This window comes from Ruegeria sp., assembly GCF_965221235.1.
Classification (GTDB): domain Bacteria; phylum Pseudomonadota; class Alphaproteobacteria; order Rhodobacterales; family Rhodobacteraceae; genus Ruegeria.
Genome location: NZ_CBDCRS010000004.1, coordinates 836,710 through 854,072 on the forward strand (window position 1 = coordinate 836,710; position 17,363 = coordinate 854,072).

At 58.0% G+C, this 17,363-nt stretch carries 16 protein-coding genes; 15 read left to right on the top strand and 1 reads right to left on the bottom strand.

All coding sequences use genetic code 11. The features are described from left to right. Positions 1-125 precede the first annotated feature (125 nt). The 13 genes from ACOQOY_RS07195 to ACOQOY_RS07255 all read left to right on the top strand — a co-directional run bounded on the left by ACOQOY_RS07195 (position 126) and on the right by ACOQOY_RS07255 (position 15,058). The gene (locus ACOQOY_RS07195) at positions 126-818 is read left to right on the top strand and encodes a helix-turn-helix domain-containing protein (protein ID WP_420584781.1); all 693 of its coding nucleotides are present in this window, start codon (positions 126-128) and stop codon (positions 816-818) included. Between the two features lie 93 nt (positions 819-911). Beyond that, positions 912-2,471: an ABC transporter substrate-binding protein gene (locus ACOQOY_RS07200; protein ID WP_420584782.1), complete on the top strand. Its 1,560-nt coding sequence runs from the start codon at positions 912-914 to the stop codon at positions 2,469-2,471. A 57-nt stretch (positions 2,472-2,528) separates the two neighbouring features. Next, positions 2,529-3,473 carry an ABC transporter permease gene (locus tag ACOQOY_RS07205; RefSeq protein WP_420584783.1) on the top strand — a complete coding sequence of 315 codons (945 nt, stop codon included), beginning with the start codon at positions 2,529-2,531 and terminating at the stop codon, positions 3,471-3,473. Further along, positions 3,454-4,332, top strand: coding sequence for an ABC transporter permease (locus tag ACOQOY_RS07210; protein ID WP_420584784.1), 879 nt, complete (start codon positions 3,454-3,456; stop codon positions 4,330-4,332). Before ACOQOY_RS07205 ends, ACOQOY_RS07210 begins: the two co-directional genes overlap by 20 nt. Continuing rightward, complete coding sequence (locus tag ACOQOY_RS07215) at positions 4,332-5,318, top strand: ABC transporter ATP-binding protein (protein WP_420584785.1); 987 nt, start codon at positions 4,332-4,334, stop codon at positions 5,316-5,318. Before ACOQOY_RS07210 ends, ACOQOY_RS07215 begins: the two co-directional genes overlap by 1 nt. Next, positions 5,315-6,316, top strand: a complete 1,002-nt coding sequence (locus ACOQOY_RS07220; protein ID WP_420584786.1) for an ABC transporter ATP-binding protein — start codon at positions 5,315-5,317, stop codon at positions 6,314-6,316. Before ACOQOY_RS07215 ends, ACOQOY_RS07220 begins: the two co-directional genes overlap by 4 nt. Then, on the top strand, positions 6,313-8,331 hold the full coding sequence (locus ACOQOY_RS07225) for a CocE/NonD family hydrolase (protein WP_420584787.1): 2,019 nt from the start codon (positions 6,313-6,315) through the stop codon (positions 8,329-8,331). Before ACOQOY_RS07220 ends, ACOQOY_RS07225 begins: the two co-directional genes overlap by 4 nt. Before the next feature lie 29 nt (positions 8,332-8,360). After that, positions 8,361-9,215 (top strand): alpha/beta fold hydrolase, encoded by an 855-nt coding sequence (locus tag ACOQOY_RS07230; protein ID WP_420584788.1) that lies wholly within the window; start codon positions 8,361-8,363, stop codon positions 9,213-9,215. A gap of 16 nt (positions 9,216-9,231) precedes the next feature. After that, positions 9,232-10,695, top strand: a complete 1,464-nt coding sequence (locus ACOQOY_RS07235; RefSeq protein WP_420584789.1) for a M81 family metallopeptidase — start codon at positions 9,232-9,234, stop codon at positions 10,693-10,695. 67 nt (positions 10,696-10,762) lie between these two features. Continuing rightward, positions 10,763-11,560, top strand: coding sequence for a pyrroline-5-carboxylate reductase family protein (locus ACOQOY_RS07240; protein ID WP_420584790.1), 798 nt, complete (start codon positions 10,763-10,765; stop codon positions 11,558-11,560). Between the two features lie 507 nt (positions 11,561-12,067). Next, on the top strand, positions 12,068-12,628 hold the full coding sequence (locus ACOQOY_RS07245) for a TRAP transporter small permease subunit (protein WP_420584791.1): 561 nt from the start codon (positions 12,068-12,070) through the stop codon (positions 12,626-12,628). Then, on the top strand, positions 12,625-13,953 hold the full coding sequence (locus ACOQOY_RS07250) for a TRAP transporter large permease (RefSeq protein WP_420584792.1): 1,329 nt from the start codon (positions 12,625-12,627) through the stop codon (positions 13,951-13,953). Before ACOQOY_RS07245 ends, ACOQOY_RS07250 begins: the two co-directional genes overlap by 4 nt. Before the next feature lie 67 nt (positions 13,954-14,020). Then, entirely contained in the window at positions 14,021-15,058 is a 1,038-nt protein-coding gene (locus ACOQOY_RS07255; protein WP_420584793.1) for a TRAP transporter substrate-binding protein, read from the top strand. A gap of 328 nt (positions 15,059-15,386) precedes the next feature. Here the strand turns inward: ACOQOY_RS07255 and ACOQOY_RS07260 are convergent, their stop codons facing one another. Then, positions 15,387-15,815 (bottom strand): hypothetical protein, encoded by a 429-nt coding sequence (locus ACOQOY_RS07260; RefSeq protein WP_420584794.1) that lies wholly within the window; start codon positions 15,813-15,815, stop codon positions 15,387-15,389. A 105-nt stretch (positions 15,816-15,920) separates the two neighbouring features. Between ACOQOY_RS07260 and ACOQOY_RS07265 the strand changes: the two genes are divergently transcribed. Both ACOQOY_RS07265 and ACOQOY_RS07270 read left to right on the top strand, forming a co-directional pair. Then, positions 15,921-16,673 carry a helix-turn-helix domain-containing protein gene (locus ACOQOY_RS07265; protein WP_420584795.1) on the top strand — a complete coding sequence of 251 codons (753 nt, stop codon included), beginning with the start codon at positions 15,921-15,923 and terminating at the stop codon, positions 16,671-16,673. 209 nt (positions 16,674-16,882) lie between these two features. Continuing rightward, a complete protein-coding gene (locus ACOQOY_RS07270; RefSeq protein WP_420584796.1) occupies positions 16,883-17,359 on the top strand; it encodes an MATE family efflux transporter in 477 nt (158 codons plus the stop codon). The last annotated feature ends 4 nt before the right edge of the window (positions 17,360-17,363 follow it).

The window sequence follows — 17,363 nt, forward strand, 5'->3', positions numbered from 1 at the left end:
CATGCGAAACTGAAATTTGGACAAGGCGAGAAATCGTCAATACGGGAAAAATGAACAAAAATTCTTGCGGATAAGAAAAGTTGCCGTAACATTCTTTAATCACCTAGCGACCGAAGGGAGGATTCGTGAGCCAGGGCACATCTAAGAAACACTCCCGCGCTGCCAGCGAAGAGGGCCTTGCCGCCTTCGGTGCCGAGGTGCGTCAGCTGCGCAAAGCCCGCCAGATGACACTGGCCGAGCTTGCAACCAGCAGCGGTGTTTCGATCAGCCATCTCAGCGCGATCGAGCGCGGAACTGTTAGCGCGTCGCTCAACAAGATTTCACGCATTGCCGATGCTCTTGGCGTCCCTGAAGAATGGTTTTTCAACCACCGCCCCGGCTCGGGCCCGTTGGAGCGCGCCTATGTCGTGCGTCAGTCCAACCGTCGAAATCTGAACTTGCTGTATGACGAACCCATCGAGCAATCTGGCTATGCGGATCAGTTGCTATCCAGTTCAATTGGCGGCGGGTTCTGTTTGGGCGTCTCAGACTACCGCCCCTATTCCGAACAGGTCGTAGACCAGTACTTTTCGCGCGATGGCGAAATGCATGGGGTCATTCTTGACGGTGAGCTGGAACTGGTGCTTGAGGACGAAACCGTCACCTTGCGCACTGGGGACAGTTTCAGCTTTCCCGGAGAAATTCTGCACGTCCTGCGTAACGTAACCGATCAACCCGCGCGCATGATCTGGGTGAACTCACCCGTGATCATTCCAAGATTCTCAGCGCTTGGCGCTGATGAGCAACTGCCACAGTCACACAAGAAAAAGAACGGATAACGCCAGCTGGCACCTGAAGTCGCGGGCACGCCTGCCCGCAAGCAACCAAACCGGACAGATGCCCGGAGACGAAGACAAACAGGGAGTAAGCAAATGAGTTCGATTTTCAAAGGGGACGTTTCCAGACGGTCCGTATTAGCCGGAGCCGGAGCCTTGGGTGCAGCCAGTCTGGCATTCCCACATATGGCCGTCAGCGCCGATGGCTCGGTCCTAACCATTCGGTCTTATAGCGATTTACAAGTGCTGGACCCCGCATTCTGGCTAGCGCTGCCCGAGGCCGATATCATGCGGTCGATCTATGCCCCACTGGTGTCAAACCAACAAGGCGATGAATGGAACTGGCGGCCGGTTGCTGTCGAAAGCATCGAACAGTTGGACGACCTGACCATCGCATTCAAACTACGCGACAATATTGGGTTTACCGATGGCTTCGGCCAGATGACCGCCGATGATGTGAAGTTCTCGATTGAGCGCATCGCCGATCCGGCCAATGAAAGCCCCTATGCCGGGGACTGGAGCGCCCTGAAAGAGGTTGAAGTCAAAGACAATCTCTCGGGTCTGATCCACCTGAAAAACAAGTTCGTGCCGCTTTGGACGACCACACTGCCGACGCCCGCGTCTTGTATCGTTTCGCGCAAAGCGGTCGACGAAATCGGCGGCAAGATCGGGGCCGAGCCGGTGGCGCAATCCGGTCAGTACATTCTGACCGAATGGGTTCCCAAACAGAAAACCGTTCTGAAGCGTAACCCGGACTGGGCCTATGAGCCGGGCGGGTATGAAGAAATCCACATCCTGCCCATCGAGGATCCCTCGACCGCCGAGCTGGGATTTGAGGCGGGCGATCTGGACTACACCTGGACCTCGGTGTCCTCGCTGCCGCGTCTCAAGGAAAATCCGCCCGCGGGATCAATTGTCGAGGAAAAACCCTCATTGGCCTATGTCTGGCTGGGCATGAACCACGACAACGAAGCACTGAAAGACGTTCGCATCCGCCGTGCCATTCAGCACGCGATTGATCGTCAGACCGTGGTTGATGCGGCCTATTTCGGCGCCGCCGCCGTGGGCAACGGCATCATCGCACCGGGCCTGCCGGGCAGCCGGGATAGTGTGACTTATGACTACGACCCGGATAAAGCCCGCGAATTGCTGGCCGAAGCGGGTGCGGAAGGCATGACGGTCACTCTGGATATCCTGAACCAGTCCGAACGTCTGACAGCGGCTCAGGTCATTCAGGCCAATCTGGCCGATGTCGGCATCACCTGTGAGATCAAGCAGAATGACAGTGGCACATTCTGGACGCTGGGTTCCAAGGACGGTGACTATTTCATGGACCTGCAACTGGTGCTCAGCCGGTTCTCAATGAACCCTGACCCAAGTTGGGCGACCGTCTGGTTCACGCCGGAACAGGTTGGCGTCTGGAACTGGGAGCGCTTCAACAACGAAGAATACAAGGCGCTGCACGAAGAAGGTCTGGTCGAAAGCGATCCGGCCAAGCGTGATGAGATCTACAAGAAAATGCAGGGTCTCATGGATGAAAGCGGCTGCTATGTCTTCCTGACACATGAGGTGGTCGGCCTGATCCACAAGGACACGGTCAACCCGGGCCTCAAACCGAATGGCGAGCCGCTGCTGCCGCTGTTCAAACCCGCCTGATCCACGCAAACGGGCGGCGCATGACCGCCGCCCGCACGGCCTTTTTGGGGGGCGCGTATGCTGAGCTATTTTATCAAACGGCTTGGACTGGCCGCGGCGATCGTGTCAGTCGCCATGTTCCTGCTGTTTTGCATGATCTACCTGATCCCCGGCGACCCAGCCTCGGTCGCATTGGGGCCTCGAGCGACCGAGGAAATGCGCGCCGCCCTGCGCGAGAAAATGGGGTTGAACCAGCCGGTTCTGGTTCAGTTCTGGAACTTCTACATCGGGGCATGGACGGGCGATCTGGGGGACGAGGTTCTGTCGGGCCGTCCCGTTACCACGGTCGTGTTCGAACAACTGCCCTACACGCTGGCTCTGATCGTCGGCGGTATCACGTGGTCGGTGGCTCTGGGCATTCCGCTGGGCTGCTGGGCGGCGGTCAGCCGCGGCAGCTGGGCCGATCGGATCGTTGGCATCCTGTCCGTTGCCGTGATCGCGGTGCCATCCTTTGTGATCGCGATCTATGCGCTACTGATCTTTGCCGTCGAACTGCGCTGGCTGCCCGCCATCGGCGCGGGCGAGCCGGGCAATCTGGGCGATCAACTTACCCATCTGATCCTTCCGTCTCTGGCAGTTGGTCTGGGCTGGGTCGGCTATATCGCCCGCATGGTTCGCGCCTCGATGCTCGAAGTGCTTGAGGCCAGCCATATCCGCACCGCGCGCGCCTTTGGCCTGCCGGATCGGACGATCACCTACCGTTACGCCCTGTCGATTGCGATCCTGCCCACGGTCACCTTGCTGGGCGTGGGCATCGGCCAGATGTTGTCCTCGGCTGTCTTTGCCGAGATCGTCTTTGCCCGCCCCGGCGTCGGCAAGCTGGTCTATGACGCCATCCTGACTCGCAATTTCCCCATCGTGACAGGCACCGTCCTGATCACAACCGTCCTGTTCGTTCTGCTCAACCTATTGGCAGACCTCATTATCGGAGCTTTGGATCCCCGTGTCAGAAGCAGTTTCTAACCCCGCCCCCGGGCGCATGGCCGAGCTGTGGCGCCCGATCCGCAAAATCCTGCGCGAACCGTTGGGTGCGCTCGGATTGTTCCTGGTGTTGTTCGTGATCTTTGGTGCCGTCTTCGCAGATCTACTCACCAGCTGGGACCCGACCAAGATCAACCCGCGTGACCGGTTCCAAGGTCCTAGCGCTCAGCACCTTATGGGTACCGACCAGTTGGGCCGAGACCTGTTCGCCCGAGTGCTGCATGGCGGACGGATCGCGTTGTTTGTCGCTCTGGTCTCGACCGCAGTGTCGCTGGTGATCGGCATCATTCTGGGCCTGATCGCGGGCTACGGGCCGCGTTGGCTGGACAACCTGATGATCCTGCTGTTCGATGCGATGAAGAGCTTTCCCACTGTGATGCTGGCCCTTGCACTGGTGACGCTGATGGGCCCCTCGCTGACCGCCGTGATGGTTGTTGTCGTTCTGGTCACCGTGCCCGGTTATGCACGGATTATCCGAACCCAGACCATTGCCTTGAAAACCTCGGAATATGTCACCGCTGCGCAAAGCATGGGCGCGTCCTCGGCACGTATACTGCGCGTGCACATTCTGCCGAATGTAATCGGACCGCTGGTTATCCTCGCGTCGATGGACATCCCGGTCGTCATCGGGATTGAGGCGGGGATGAGCTTTCTGGGCCTCGGCGTGCGCCCTCCGACCCCAAGTTGGGGCTCGATCCTGAACGACGGGTTCACCAATATCCGCGATACTGCCTGGATCGCGATTGCGGGCGGTGTTCCGATCATTATCACCACGCTGGGCTTTACCTTCCTGGGTGAGACGCTGCGGGACGTGTTCGATCCCCGGCTGAAAGGACGCTGATGACCACGCTGCGCATAGACAACCTGAACGTCAGCTTCTCAACCGAGGCAGGCCCGTTGCACGCCTTGAAAAACGTGAGCTTCGATGTGCCGGAAAACCGGATCGTTGGGATCGTGGGCGAATCCGGCTGCGGCAAGTCTACGCTGATCAACGCCATTCTGGGCCTGCTGGCCGACAATGGCAGCATCGACAGCGGCTCAATCCTGTTCGAAGGGCAGGATGAGCTGACCACTCTGCCCCCGTCGCGCATGCGTGATCTGCGCGGCCCCCGTATCGCCACCGTGTTTCAGGACCCGATGGGCGCGCTGAACCCGGTGATCTCGGTCGGCAAGCAGATGCTGAATATTCAGTATCGCTCATCCCTGTCGAAAGAGGAAAAGCTTAACCGCGCGGTCGAAATGCTGGAACTTGTCCGCATCCCCGACGCCCGCGCGGCGCTGGCGCGCTATCCGCACCAGTTCTCGGGCGGGATGAAGCAACGCATCGCAATAGCCATGGCCCTAATGATGGAGCCTGCCCTGCTGATCGCGGACGAACCTACGACGGCTCTGGATGCGACGCTGGAAGTGACGACGATCGAGCTACTCAAGGACCTGCAGCAAAAGATCGGCTGCTCGGTCATGTTCATCTCGCACCATCTGGGTGTGATTGCCGAGCTGTGTGACGACGTTGTGGTCATGTATGCGGGCGAAGTGGTGGAGCGCGGCACCGTCCGGCAGATATTCCAGGATCCACGCCACCCCTACACGGCGCGGCTGCTGGAATGCGACCCGGCGCGGCAAAGCGAGCGCACCCGGCATCTGCCGACGATCCCCGGAGAAATCCCCGATCTGCGCGCGCGGCCTGCGGGCTGCATCTTTGCCAACCGCTGCGACCGAGTGAGTGACGCGTGCTCGGCCCCGCCACCCGACAAGGACATCGGAGACGGCCATATCGCCCGCTGCTTTGTCGCAGACATCCCAGCAGAAACCGGAGTGACGGCATGAGCAGCGATCCCATTCTCAAGGTCGAAGATGTTCAGGTGTCTTTTCCGGTTGGGGGGCTGGGGCGCCGCAGCGCAATCCTTGGCGTGGCTGGCGTGAGCTTTGAGGTAAATCGGGGCGAAACATTTGCCCTGGTCGGCGAAAGTGGCTCCGGCAAAACAACGCTGGCCCGTGCCGTGAACGGCTTGCAGGAGATCAGCGCCGGAACCATCACTTTTGAGGACCAGCGTATCGACGAGCTGGACCGAAAGGCAATGAAGCCGGTGCGCAAACGCATGTCGATGATGTTTCAGGATCCCGTGGGGTCTCTCTCGCCTCGCATGACCGTCGGCGATCTGGTGACGGAACCGTTCCGCATCCACGGGATCGAAGGCCGTAATTTGCGCGAAGAAGCCGCGCGACTGCTGACCTTGGTGGGTTTGCCGACAAGTTTCGCCTCGCGCTTTCCGCATCAGCTGTCTGGTGGGCAGGCCCGACGGGTCGGCGTGGCGCGGGCCATTGCGTTGGACCCCACGTTGATCATCGCGGACGAACCTACGGCGGGTCTTGACGTTTCGGTGCAAGGCGAAGTTCTGAACCTGTTGAACGACCTGCGCGAGCGGTTGGGCCTGGCGATGGTGATCATCACGCACAACCTGCACGTGGTGCACCACGTGGCGGACAGGACTGCGGTGATGTATCTGGGCCGCTTCGTCGAGGCCGGAGATACCGAAGAGGTGTTCAGCGCGCCGCAACACCCCTATACGGCGGCGCTTCTGTCAGCCAACCCCGAGCCTGACCCGGATAAGACCCATGACCGGATCACGCTGCCTGCCGAAGTCCCCTCATTGTTGGCCCGCCCATCGGGATGCGAGTTCCACACGCGCTGCCCCTGGGCGCAATCACGATGCAGTGTGGATGCGCCTGAACGGCAGGTTACCGATGGACGGGCAGTTGCCTGTCATTTCCCTCTCGAACCCGGTGCCCGCCCGCCGGACATGGAAGAAAAGGCCGCATCATGAGTGCCATCGAGGTCATTGAAACCGTCTGGATTCCCATGCCTGACGGGACGAAACTCGCCGCGCGGCTCTGGCTGCCGGAAACGACCAAAACCTCTCCGTTGCCCTGTATTCTGGAATACATCCCCTATCGCCGCCGGGATCGCACGCGCATGCGCGACGAGAGCATGCACCCGTATTTTGCGGCTGCCGGATACGCCTCGATCCGCGTCGACATCCGGGGGTACGGCGACAGTGAAGGCGTGGCCGAGGACGAATACTCGCATCAGGAAATTCAGGACGGCCATGACATCATTCAATGGATAGCCGATCAGGATTGGTGCGACGGAAATGTCGGCATGTTTGGCAAAAGTTGGGGGGCCTATAACGCGTTTCAGGTCGCGGCGACCCGGCCCCCGGCGCTGAAAGCTATTGCCCCGGTGATGGGCACGGATGATCGCTGGCGCGAGGATATTCACTTTTATGGCGGCTGTCTGGCCAATGATAATTTCTGGTGGGGCTCGATCATGCAGCTCTATAATGCGATGCCCCCCGACCCCCAGATCGTCGGTGCCGATCGCTGGATCGACATTTGGCGCGAGCGGCTGTCAGGCGCGAAATTCTGGCCGGCAATGTGGCTGGAACATCAGACACATGACGAGATGTGGCGACGCGGCTCGATCTGCGAAAACTACGCGGATGTTGAGGTTCCGGTGTATTTCTTCGGCGGCTGGATGGACCTGTATCGGGACACGCCCTTCCGCATTGCCGAGCATCTCAAAGGTCCGGTGAAAATCTTGATGGGACCTTGGGCGCACCTTTATCCTCATGAGGGTATCCCTGGACCAAAAGCCGATTTTGTCGGCGAGGTTATCCGGTTTTGGGACCATTGGTTGAAGGGGACAGACACTGGCCTGATGGATGAACCCCCGCTGCGGTTTTTCTTGCAAGACAGCGCGACCCCCTCGGGAACCCATCTGCAACGCACGGGGCGCTGGATCGAGGAACCCTCTTGGCCGTCGCCCAATGTGTCCGAGCAGACACTCTGGCTGAACGATCAGACGCTGGACGAAACGACACAGGCCGGGGCTGGGATGTCGATCCGCTCGCCGCAAACCTTCGGAGCAGCTGCGGGCGATATGTGCTCGTTCGCCATCCCCGGTGATATGGCTACGGATTGCAGGATTGATGCCGGGGGTGCTTTGCAGTTCAAGGGGGCACCCCTGGCTGAACCGCTGGAGTTGTTGGGTCAGCCCAGCGTTGACCTAACGGTGTCCGCTGACCAACCACAGGGGTTTGTCGCCGCGCTACTAGTGGATGAGGCACCGGACGGCGCGCAAACGCTGATCGCGCGGGGGTTTTGCAACCTCAACCACCGCGACAGCGACACCCAACCTACGCCGATCACGTCCGGCGAAGACATGACCGTTACGGTTCCTATGTATGGAACCGGCTACCGGGTGCCAGCAGGTCACCGCATCACGCTGCAAATCGCCTCAACCTATTGGCCGGTTCTGTGGCCCGCGCCGCAGCCCGTAACGCTTACAATCCGACCTGGCACATCCCGTTTAATCCTGCCAGTGCGAACCCAGCCTGAAGGCAACGCTGAACCGCGTCCGCTGCCCGAACCCGAGCCTCCCACAGTTGCCCCGCGAAAAACCCATGTTCGCAGTGGCTCGATGGAGCGCTCGGTCCACACGGACCTGACAAACGGCGAGATGACCCATCGGTTCTTTCTGGATGGCGGTGTTTTTGGACCGGTCGGCGATTTCCGTCTTGATGACATCGGAACGGTACTCAGCGATGTGTCAGACCGGCGCTACACGATCCACCCCGGCGACCCCTTGTCAGCCGTCGCCTCCATGGAACAAACCGCCGGTTTCGACCGCGACGACTGGTCCGCAAAAATCTGGACCTATTCTGAGCAAAGGGCAACGGCGACAGAGTTTCACCTGATCTCACGCCTCAAGGCCTGGTCGGACGAAGAGCTCATTTTCGAAGAAGAAGAGACCCACATCATTCCCCGCAACGGGATGTAACGCGCCCCCGCGGCCATAGGAGCCTTCCAATGTCAGCTTTCCCTGAATTTGGGCCAAAAGCAGAAACACATCAATTGACCATCGGCGGCGTCACCATGCGGGTTGTGGTGGAAGGGGATGGGCCGCCAATCGTGTTCGTCCCCGGCGGCGATCAGACAGCTGAGGCCTATTCCGAGCAGTTTGCACGCCTGTCCAACAATTTTAAATGCATCACCTATGATCCACGGGGGGCGGGAGAGACGCAGTCGCCCCCTCCGCCTTGGACGATGCATGATTACGCGGCGGATTGCGCGGCGGTGATTGACGCTTTCTCCGGTGGGCAGGCTACTGTTTGTGGTTTGTCGCTGGGCGGACTGGTCACGCAGCAAACCGCGATAGACTTCCCCAATAAGGTGCGGCTGGCCATTCCGATGGGCACCTCGGCCTATATCGACGGGTTCACCCGCGACTGGATGCAGGCCGAGATCGACCTGCGCAAGGATGGCATCACCCTGCCCGACTATTTTCTGGCCCCGCACTACGCCGTTTATGCATTCCCGGCCAAAGCGCTGCACGAGCCAGAGCTTTGGGTGCAGCTCAAGGCGTCCTATACCGAGCGTTTTCGGGATCGCGACCCGCAAGCGACGATTGATCAGTGGGAGGCCTGTCTGGAATTTGACTGCCGCGAGGGGTTAAAAACCTGCCCGGTTCCGATACATGTCATCGCCTTTTCCGAAGATGTTCAAACCGCTCCGGTCATGTGCAAAGTGGTTTCTGATCTTGCACCAAACGGCGTGTTCCACGAAATTCCCGGCTTGGGTCATGTTTCGATGACCCGCCACAAACCTGAAATCGTGGCGGCAAAACTGCGTGAGATTTTGACCGCCGAGTTGGTGCAGCAATAGGCGGCTGAAGGGTCAGATGAGAATTGCAATCGCGGGATTTCAGCACGAAACCAACACTTTCGTCGACACTCCAACACAGCTGAGCGACTTTGAGCGGGCCGACAGCTGGCCGGAATTGCTGTTGGGCCACGACGTATTGGACGTGACCCGCGGCATGAACCTACCCATCGCGGGGTTTGCAAAAGCTGCGTTGGCGGACGGGGTCGATGTGGTGCCCATCCTTTGGTGCTCGGCAGAACCGGGCGGCAAGGTCACTGATCACGCCTTTGACGACATTGCCGGGCGCGTCACCACTGCGCTTGCAGACATGACACCGCTGGATGGGGTCTATCTGGACCTACACGGCGCCATGGTCACAGAGTCCTGGGATGATGGCGAAGGAGAGCTTTTGTCGCGGATCAGACAGATCATCGGGCCAGACCTCCCGCTTGTTGCAAGCCTTGATATGCACGCCAATATCTCGGGGCAAATGGTGGGTCTGTCCGACGCGATAACTATTTTCCGCACCTATCCGCATCTCGACATGGCAGAAACAGGCGCACGGGCATACCGTATGATGCGCGACATCTGCGCAAACGGTCCGCCCGCAAAGGCGTGGCGGCAGGGCGAGTACCTGATCCCGCTGCACAGCCAGTATACCGAAGTGGACCCGGCCAAAACGCTTTATGCAGCGCTGGGTGCCTTCGACGGGCCGGGCGCGAGACTGGTTGAACTCGCCGTTGGATTTACCGCGGCAGATACCGCCGATTGTGGACCATCTGTCTTGGCTTACGGCGCTTCTCAGTCCGAGGCCGACACAATGGCAGAGCAGATTTTCGCAAAGCTGCAAACGGCGGAAACACAGTTCGACACCAGTTTGTTAACCCCAAAGGACGCCGTCGAAACCGCCCGAAAGGCAACCGGAGAGGGACCTGTTGTAATCGCGGATACGCAGGACAATCCCGGGGCCGGCGCATCGGCAGACACAACTGGTCTTCTGCGCGAGCTTGTGCGTCAGAATGCGCCGTCAACCATTCTCGGGCTGCTGCATGACCCGCAACTGGCTGCCAAGGCCCACGAACTGGGCGAAGGCGTTGAGTTCGAGGCCAAGATTGGCGGCAATGGTCCCGGCGACGCCCCTTACACTGCGCAGGTGCGAGTACATCAACTGAGTGACGGCCAATGCCGCTACACGGGTGAAATGTATGGCGGCGGTGTTGCAACGCTGGGCCCGTCGGTCGCGTTGCAGCTGACCGGAACGAAAATCCATGTCCTTGTCACCAGCATTCGAAATCAATGCCTGGATCTGGCACAATTGCGCTTGTTTGATCTAGAACCAACAGACGCACGCATACTATGTGTCAAAAGCACAGCCCACTTCCGCGCCGATTTCGAACCCATCGCGCAGAAGGTCCTGATATGCGCCGCGCCAGGGCAATTTCCATGTGAGCTCGCGGATGTCTGCTATACAAAGCTGCGCCCTGGGGTTCGTATAATCTAAAAATGACGGCCGCTGTTTCTATCACAATACCAAACCCGCCACGCAACTGCTTTGAAAGGTTAAGGCAATGTCAAACAAAGGATTGACGATCGGGATCGTTGGCGGCTCAGGTATGCTGGGGCGCGCGCTTGCACAGGCCGTTCTTCAATCCGCTCTTGTTCCACCCGGTCAGTTTTGGATTTCCAACCGCAGTGGGCATTCTGATCTTTCCGAACGGTTTCCGGGCGTCACAGTTACCAATAACAACCAAGAGCTTGCGGACGCATGCGACATAGTCGTGTTGTCTGTCCCGCCTGCGAACGTGGAGCAGATCAACCTGTCCTCCCCGGACAAGCTGGTGATCTCTGTCATGGCCGGAGTCACTTTGCATCGGTTGCACCACCTGACCGAATCCAATCGCGTCATTCGCGCCATGAGCAGCCCGGCGGCCAAGGACGGATTGGCCTATTCGCCATGGTGCGTCAGTGCCGACGTGTCGGAAATGGACCGCAAACAAACGATGGCATTCTTTGAGGCCTGCGGTCTCAGCGATCAGGTCGATACCGAAGCTCAGATTGACAGTTTCACGGCTATGACCGGTCCGGTTCCCGGCTTTGTCGCTTTGTTTGCCAAGGCTATGGTGGACTATGGCATAGCGCAGGGCATTCCAGATACCGTCGCGGACCGGGCTGTCCGTCAATTGTTTCTGGCGGCCGGAAAGATGATGTCCGAAGGTCCAATGTCTCCTGCCGATCACGTAGAAGAGATGATCAACTACGCGGGATCAACCGCGGCGGGTATGGAAGCCATGGTGAACCTTTCAGTTCCGGATCGCATCGCGGATGGGCTGGATGCGTCAGTGGCCTGGGTCAGAGAAATTAACTGATCAACGAGTATCGTAAATCTTGGTTACTCCGTACTGTCTAAGCAATTGAACCAAATGGGCCAGATCCCCTCATAGCTCAGGCGACCATCTGTTCCAATATCCCTGACGACAGACAGAAACTCAGTTGCTCTCTTTTGTAATTTAATCTGGAGAAAATCGCTCGAACTTGATCGTTAAACTGAGAATGCGATCGTCCTTGGCGAACCGAAATTACGTTAGCAGTTGGCTCGTTCTGGCCTGAGTGACAGATCCCGGCGAGAAATCAAAGCCTTCGTGTAATAATATGCGGCAAATGCCTCTCGGCGTCGTGTCTTGTAAGGTCTCGTCTTGACAGCGGTTTCACATGTCGTTCTGATGCCGAAGGGGAGAGCAAACAATGCACAGAGGCAGCGGCATATTTCTGAGCAAACACTTGATGTTAGATACGGACGGTTTTGAATTAATCCGGCAATCGGCACTAACAAAAGTTGACGCACGCTGCGTAAAGGCCGCTGCGTGACAGCTGTGATGAAGGCATATGTCCGGCATGTGGACCGCGCCAACAGGATGCTCGGGCGGGTCATCATGTATGGCATCTTCGTCATGATGGCGATCCTGCTGTATTCCTCAGTCTCCAAGACGTTCTTTGTCCCGTCGCTCTGGACCCTTGAAATGGCCCAGTTCGCCATGGTCGCCTACTACATGCTTGGCGGACCGTACGCGATGCAGATGGGCGCGAATGTGCGGATGGACCTGCTGTACGGGGAATGGAGCGACCGACGCAAAAGCCAGATCGATCTTATGACGGTGTTCTTCCTGATCATGTATCTGGCCTTTCTGTTATGGGGCGGCTGGGACAGTCTGATGTATTCGTTCCAATACGGGGGCGAACGGTCGTCGTCCGCTTGGCGACCCTATATCTGGCCCATCAAAACCATCATGGTCATTGGCATCTTTCTGATGCTGTTGCAGGCGATCTCGGAACTGTTCAAAGACATCTTGCGGCTACAAGGCCATGACATGGGCCCAAAGGATGACGAGCCCGTGCATATGGCTCCCGAGGACCTTGAAGGAGGACACCGCGGGTGAGTTACGAACTGATCGCCGCGCTCATGTTCTCGACCATGATGCTGATACTGCTGACCGGGCAGCGGGTCTTTGGGGCCATCGGGTTTGTCGCGGTGATCGCAGCGTTTTTCCTGTGGGGCGATCGGGGCGGGTATGATCTGGGCTTTGCAGCCGCGATCAAGGTGATGCGCTGGTATCCCTTGCTGACGCTGCCGATGTTCATCTTCATGGGCTATATCCTGTCCGAATCCCGGATTGCCGATGACCTTTACCGCATGTTCCACGTCTGGATGGGCGGCCTGTCCGGCGGGCTGGCCATCGGCACGATTGGTCTGATGGTGCTGATCTCGGCCATGAACGGGTTGTCCGTCGCGGGTATGGCCATCGGAGCGACCATCGCTCTGCCCGAATTGCTGCGCCGAAACTACGACAAGCGCATGGTCACGGGGGTCATACAAGCCGGATCCTCCTTGGGCATTCTTGTGCCGCCGTCGGTTGTCCTCGTCCTCTACGCCATGATCGCGCGCCAACCGGTCGGGCAGCTTTGGCTGGCAGGCGTCGTGCCCGGTTTGATGATGGCGACGCTGTTCATCATCTACATAGCAATCCGCTGCCGCCTGAACCCATCGCTCGGCCCAGTTATGAGCGCAGAAGAACGTGCGCAGGTCACGTGGGGCGAGAAGCTGCGCTTGCTGGGGGCTGGTCTGCTGCCCATCGGCATTTTTGCGGTGATGATGGTGCCGTTCGTGAACGGCTGGACTTCACTGGTCGAAAGCTCGGCCTTGGGGGCAATCGCAGCCTTTTTGGCAGCCGTACTGAAACGCCGCATGACGTGGCAGGTCTTTGAAACCTCGATCAAGCAGACGCTTGGGATCACCTGCATGTTCATGTGGATCATCCTGGCCGCCCTTGCTTTCGGCGCTGTGTTTGACGGCTTGGGTGCGGTCAAGGCGATTGAGAACCTGTTCACGGTGCAGCTGGGCCTGAACCCCTGGATCATCCTGATCCTGATGCAGCTGAGTTTTCTGGTAATGGGTACATTTCTTGATGACACTGCCATGCTGGTCATCGTCGCCCCGCTATACGTGCCGCTGGTCGGCGCGCTGGGGTTCGACCTGATCTGGTATGGCGTCCTTTATACGATTACCTGCCAGATCGCCTATATGACCCCGCCTTTCGGGTACAATTTGTTTTTGATGCGGGCCATGGCGCCGCCCGAAGTAACGATTGGAGATATCTATAGATCCATCATCCCCTTTGTGGCGGTGATGGCATTGGCTTTGGGGTTGGTAATGGCCTTCCCAGAGATCGCATTGTGGCTTCCGGGCATCGTCTACGGAAACTGAGCACGTAAAGAACGAGAAACCGGGTCAACCGGATCAAGTTCAATGAAAAGCACAGGAGAGGAAGACCATGACTACTAGACGTCGATTTTTGCGGACCGCTGCCTTGGCCGCGCCCGCGACGCTGGCCGCGCCGGCCATCGTTAAGGCTCAAGCCCCCATCAAATGGCGGTTTCAGACCTATGCCGGGGGCGCGTTGGGCGAGCATGTGACCAAGCCTGCAATCGATTACATCAACGCCAACGCCAATGGCGAGCTGGAGATCGAGTTGTTCTTCGCGGACCAGATCGTCCCCACGGGTGAACTGTTCCAGGCTCTGCAACGCGGCACGATCGACGGCGTACATTCCGATGACGACTCGATGGCATCGCCCACGCCGTTACGCGTGTTCGGCGGGTACTTCCCCTTTGCCACCAAGCATATTCTCGACGTGCCAGTGCTGTTCAACCAATACGGGCTGGCGGATATCTGGCGCGACGAATACGCAAAGGTCGGGGTTCAGTGGCTGTCCGCTGCAGGACAGGACCCCTGCAACTTCAACACCAAAAAGGAAATCACATCGGTTGCCGATCTGGATGGGCTGAAGCTCTATACCTTCCCGACAGCTGGTAGATTCCTGGCCAAGTTCGGCGTCGTGCCGGTTAACATTCCTTATGAAGACGCCGAGGTCGCGGTTCAGACCGGCGAGCTGGACGGCATGGCCTGGTCCGGCATTACCGAGGATTACACCGTGGGTTGGGCCGATGTGACCGACTATTTCCTGACCAACAACATTTCGGGCGCGTGGATCGGATCGTGGTTCGCCAATCAGGAGCGCTGGAACGAGCTTCCCGATCACCTCAAATCCATCGTGATGGCGGGCATTGAGGCCGGCCATACCTATCGCAACCAATGGTATTGGGGCGGCGAGGCGGCGCTGCGGGCCAATGGCGACAAGCTGGAGCTTCGATCCGTACCGCCATCCGAATGGGCTGAGGTCGAAAATGCAGCTAAAGAGTTCTGGGAAGAGATTGCTCAGGAAGGCGAAGTTCACGAGAAAATCGTTGGAATCTTCCGTGAATACAACGGCGTCATAAACCAGGCGGGTGTTCCCTACAACTTTGAATGAGCTAGCCGGAAGTGGCCTCTGCCCGAGGCCACTTCTCATTCATTAGTCACACACATTTGTTGCCGGGCGTTTTGTCAGGCCATTAGGGCTTTAGGCTCAGGACCCACTAGTTTCCCGGCGAAGACATGTATCATCGCCTAAAACAGCGGTTAGTGTGTCCGATCCTTTCTGGCTGATGGCTGCGCAGATGTCGCGCCTTTACTTCCTCTTCCCAAAGCAAAGTCGTTCAGCATTGATGACGCCCAAGATACTTGTTCGGCCTTTGATCATTTCCAAAACGCCTCACGGCAGCCCATCCAAGTAATCCTTCGCCGTACGAGCAAAGGCGTCAGGTTTTTAGCAAATTGCCATCAAGCTGTGGTCGGCTGGACAGAAGGATCAACACAAGGAACGACAGATTTAGTACGACATTGAACGGAGCGCCCACGAGTATGGACCCTGCGCTGTCTGTGCAAAACCATGTCCATGCCGAAATCTTTGCGACTTTGGAGGCCACGGCGGACGACACTGGCGCGACGTACGTTCCCAAAGCCCATTGCATACCTCCCAGCCCGGCAGTCAAACCCCCGGTGATTGCGAGCAACAACGGAGAGGGAACGGACAAATCAGTGGGAACGGAATGGATCGGCCAATAGGCCAATTTCAGAAAAAGATGCGCGAGAAAGTGCAATGCGGGTAGCGCGGTCAGTGCAAACAGAACCCCTGTGACGACCAAGACTCCGCCAGAAAGACGCATCGCAGATTGTTGTTGGGTCATGAGTCCCTCCTATAAAGACACGCCCTTCTTGCGCCTTTGCTCTGACGCAAAGCAATTACCTCAGAGGTAAGTGATTTCTGTTTCAGTGATTGCTAGTCTCGCCTCATGACTCCGTATCCCGGCTTGCTGAAAGAATGGCGTAAACGTCGAAGAATGAGCCAACTTGATTTGGCGATCGAGGCGGATGTCAGTGCACGTCACATATCTTTTCTGGAAACGGGACGATCCCGGCCCAGCCCGGATATGATCCTGCACTTGTGCGATGCTTTAGACATTCCTGTCGACACCCGAAATCAGATGATGCGCGCGGAAGGTTTTGCTGCGCGCTTTGCTGCGACACCCCTCGATGATGCAGCAATGGCACCAATCCGCGGCGCGGTCGATTGGACCCTGAAAAATCATGACCCTTATCCGGGAATAGTGTTGGATCGACTCTGGAGGCTAGTCAGTCTCAATAGACCTGCTGAGATTCTGTTTTCTCCGTTGGGGATTGAAAGGGGGCAAAGTCTGTTGTCGCTATTGACCAGTCCGACCATGGAAGGGCTTGTTGAGAACTGGTCAGAAGTGGCTCATCACACAATGCTGCGCCTGCGTTCCGAGAGCGCCAATGCGGGTGGGATACCAGAGTTGGAAGCCGCAGCGCGTGCGCTTGCGCCAAAGGCGAAAGCGCCGATTGATATTGCCTTCGGGCCTACCGTTCCGACGATCTACCGCTTTGGCGACCAACGTGTTTCGATGTTTGGCATCATCGCACAATTCAGCACGGTTGCGGACGTCACACTTGACGACCTGAAGATAGAACTCTTCTTCCCCTCCGACGACAACAGCGCCACTTTTCTCAAAGCTCTGTCTGATTGAGACCAAAGCCGAAGGAACTACACGCGGCCGACAGGCCTATGCGATCTGGACGCGGCTGGACTAATCTTTTAGAACCGGACGAAATCCACTGTCCAGAAAAGGACCCAGATCATGATTCTCCCGTCGCAAGGCTGAACAGCCCCTGATTATCCGGAGCGGAATGCTCCTCAGTGCGACTTTGTGGCCGGGCAGGTACCGGTTTTGGAATCATGACAGACCAGACCTTTGCTTCTCCGGCGACGACGCGCGCCGAATTGATACCGCTAATCAAGCTTGCAGTCCCACTAATGGTGGGTCTTGCCGCAGCTCTTTTGATTGGCGTGGTTGATACAGCGATGATTTCCCCGCTTGGGACCATACCTCTGGCGGCGGCTGGTGTGACGACTGCGGTATTGATCATTCTGATTTCCGCTCTCTGGGGTGTTATCACGGCTCTTTCAGTACAGATCAGTCAGGCCGAAGGTGCCCGTGACCCCGCAAAAGTCGCTCTCGCATTGCGGAGTGGGCTTTTGCTGTGCCTGTTAGGCGGCGGAGGCGCAGCACTGTTGATGATCGCTCTGTACCCTCTTCTTGGTCCGTTGGGCCAACCGGGGGAAGTTCTGGCGATCCTGCTGCCCTACTGGGTGTCGATGGCCGCACGGTACACGACGCTTCTTGAAACGAGGGGCGAAAAGGATTCGAATTGAAGAT

Coding starts and splice junctions, on each gene's coding strand:
- ACOQOY_RS07200 (WP_420584782.1), top strand. CDS start 912: ATGAGTTCGATTTTCAAAGGGGACGTTTCCAGACGGTCCGTATTAGCC.
- ACOQOY_RS07205 (WP_420584783.1), top strand. CDS start 2,529: ATGCTGAGCTATTTTATCAAACGGCTTGGACTGGCCGCGGCGATCGTG.
- ACOQOY_RS07215 (WP_420584785.1), top strand. CDS start 4,332: ATGACCACGCTGCGCATAGACAACCTGAACGTCAGCTTCTCAACCGAG.
- ACOQOY_RS07220 (WP_420584786.1), top strand. CDS start 5,315: ATGAGCAGCGATCCCATTCTCAAGGTCGAAGATGTTCAGGTGTCTTTT.
- ACOQOY_RS07225 (WP_420584787.1), top strand. CDS start 6,313: ATGAGTGCCATCGAGGTCATTGAAACCGTCTGGATTCCCATGCCTGAC.
- ACOQOY_RS07230 (WP_420584788.1), top strand. CDS start 8,361: ATGTCAGCTTTCCCTGAATTTGGGCCAAAAGCAGAAACACATCAATTG.
- ACOQOY_RS07235 (WP_420584789.1), top strand. CDS start 9,232: ATGAGAATTGCAATCGCGGGATTTCAGCACGAAACCAACACTTTCGTC.
- ACOQOY_RS07240 (WP_420584790.1), top strand. CDS start 10,763: ATGTCAAACAAAGGATTGACGATCGGGATCGTTGGCGGCTCAGGTATG.
- ACOQOY_RS07245 (WP_420584791.1), top strand. CDS start 12,068: ATGAAGGCATATGTCCGGCATGTGGACCGCGCCAACAGGATGCTCGGG.
- ACOQOY_RS07255 (WP_420584793.1), top strand. CDS start 14,021: ATGACTACTAGACGTCGATTTTTGCGGACCGCTGCCTTGGCCGCGCCC.
- ACOQOY_RS07260 (WP_420584794.1), bottom strand. CDS start 15,815: ATGACCCAACAACAATCTGCGATGCGTCTTTCTGGCGGAGTCTTGGTC.
- ACOQOY_RS07265 (WP_420584795.1), top strand. CDS start 15,921: ATGACTCCGTATCCCGGCTTGCTGAAAGAATGGCGTAAACGTCGAAGA.
- ACOQOY_RS07270 (WP_420584796.1), top strand. CDS start 16,883: ATGACAGACCAGACCTTTGCTTCTCCGGCGACGACGCGCGCCGAATTG.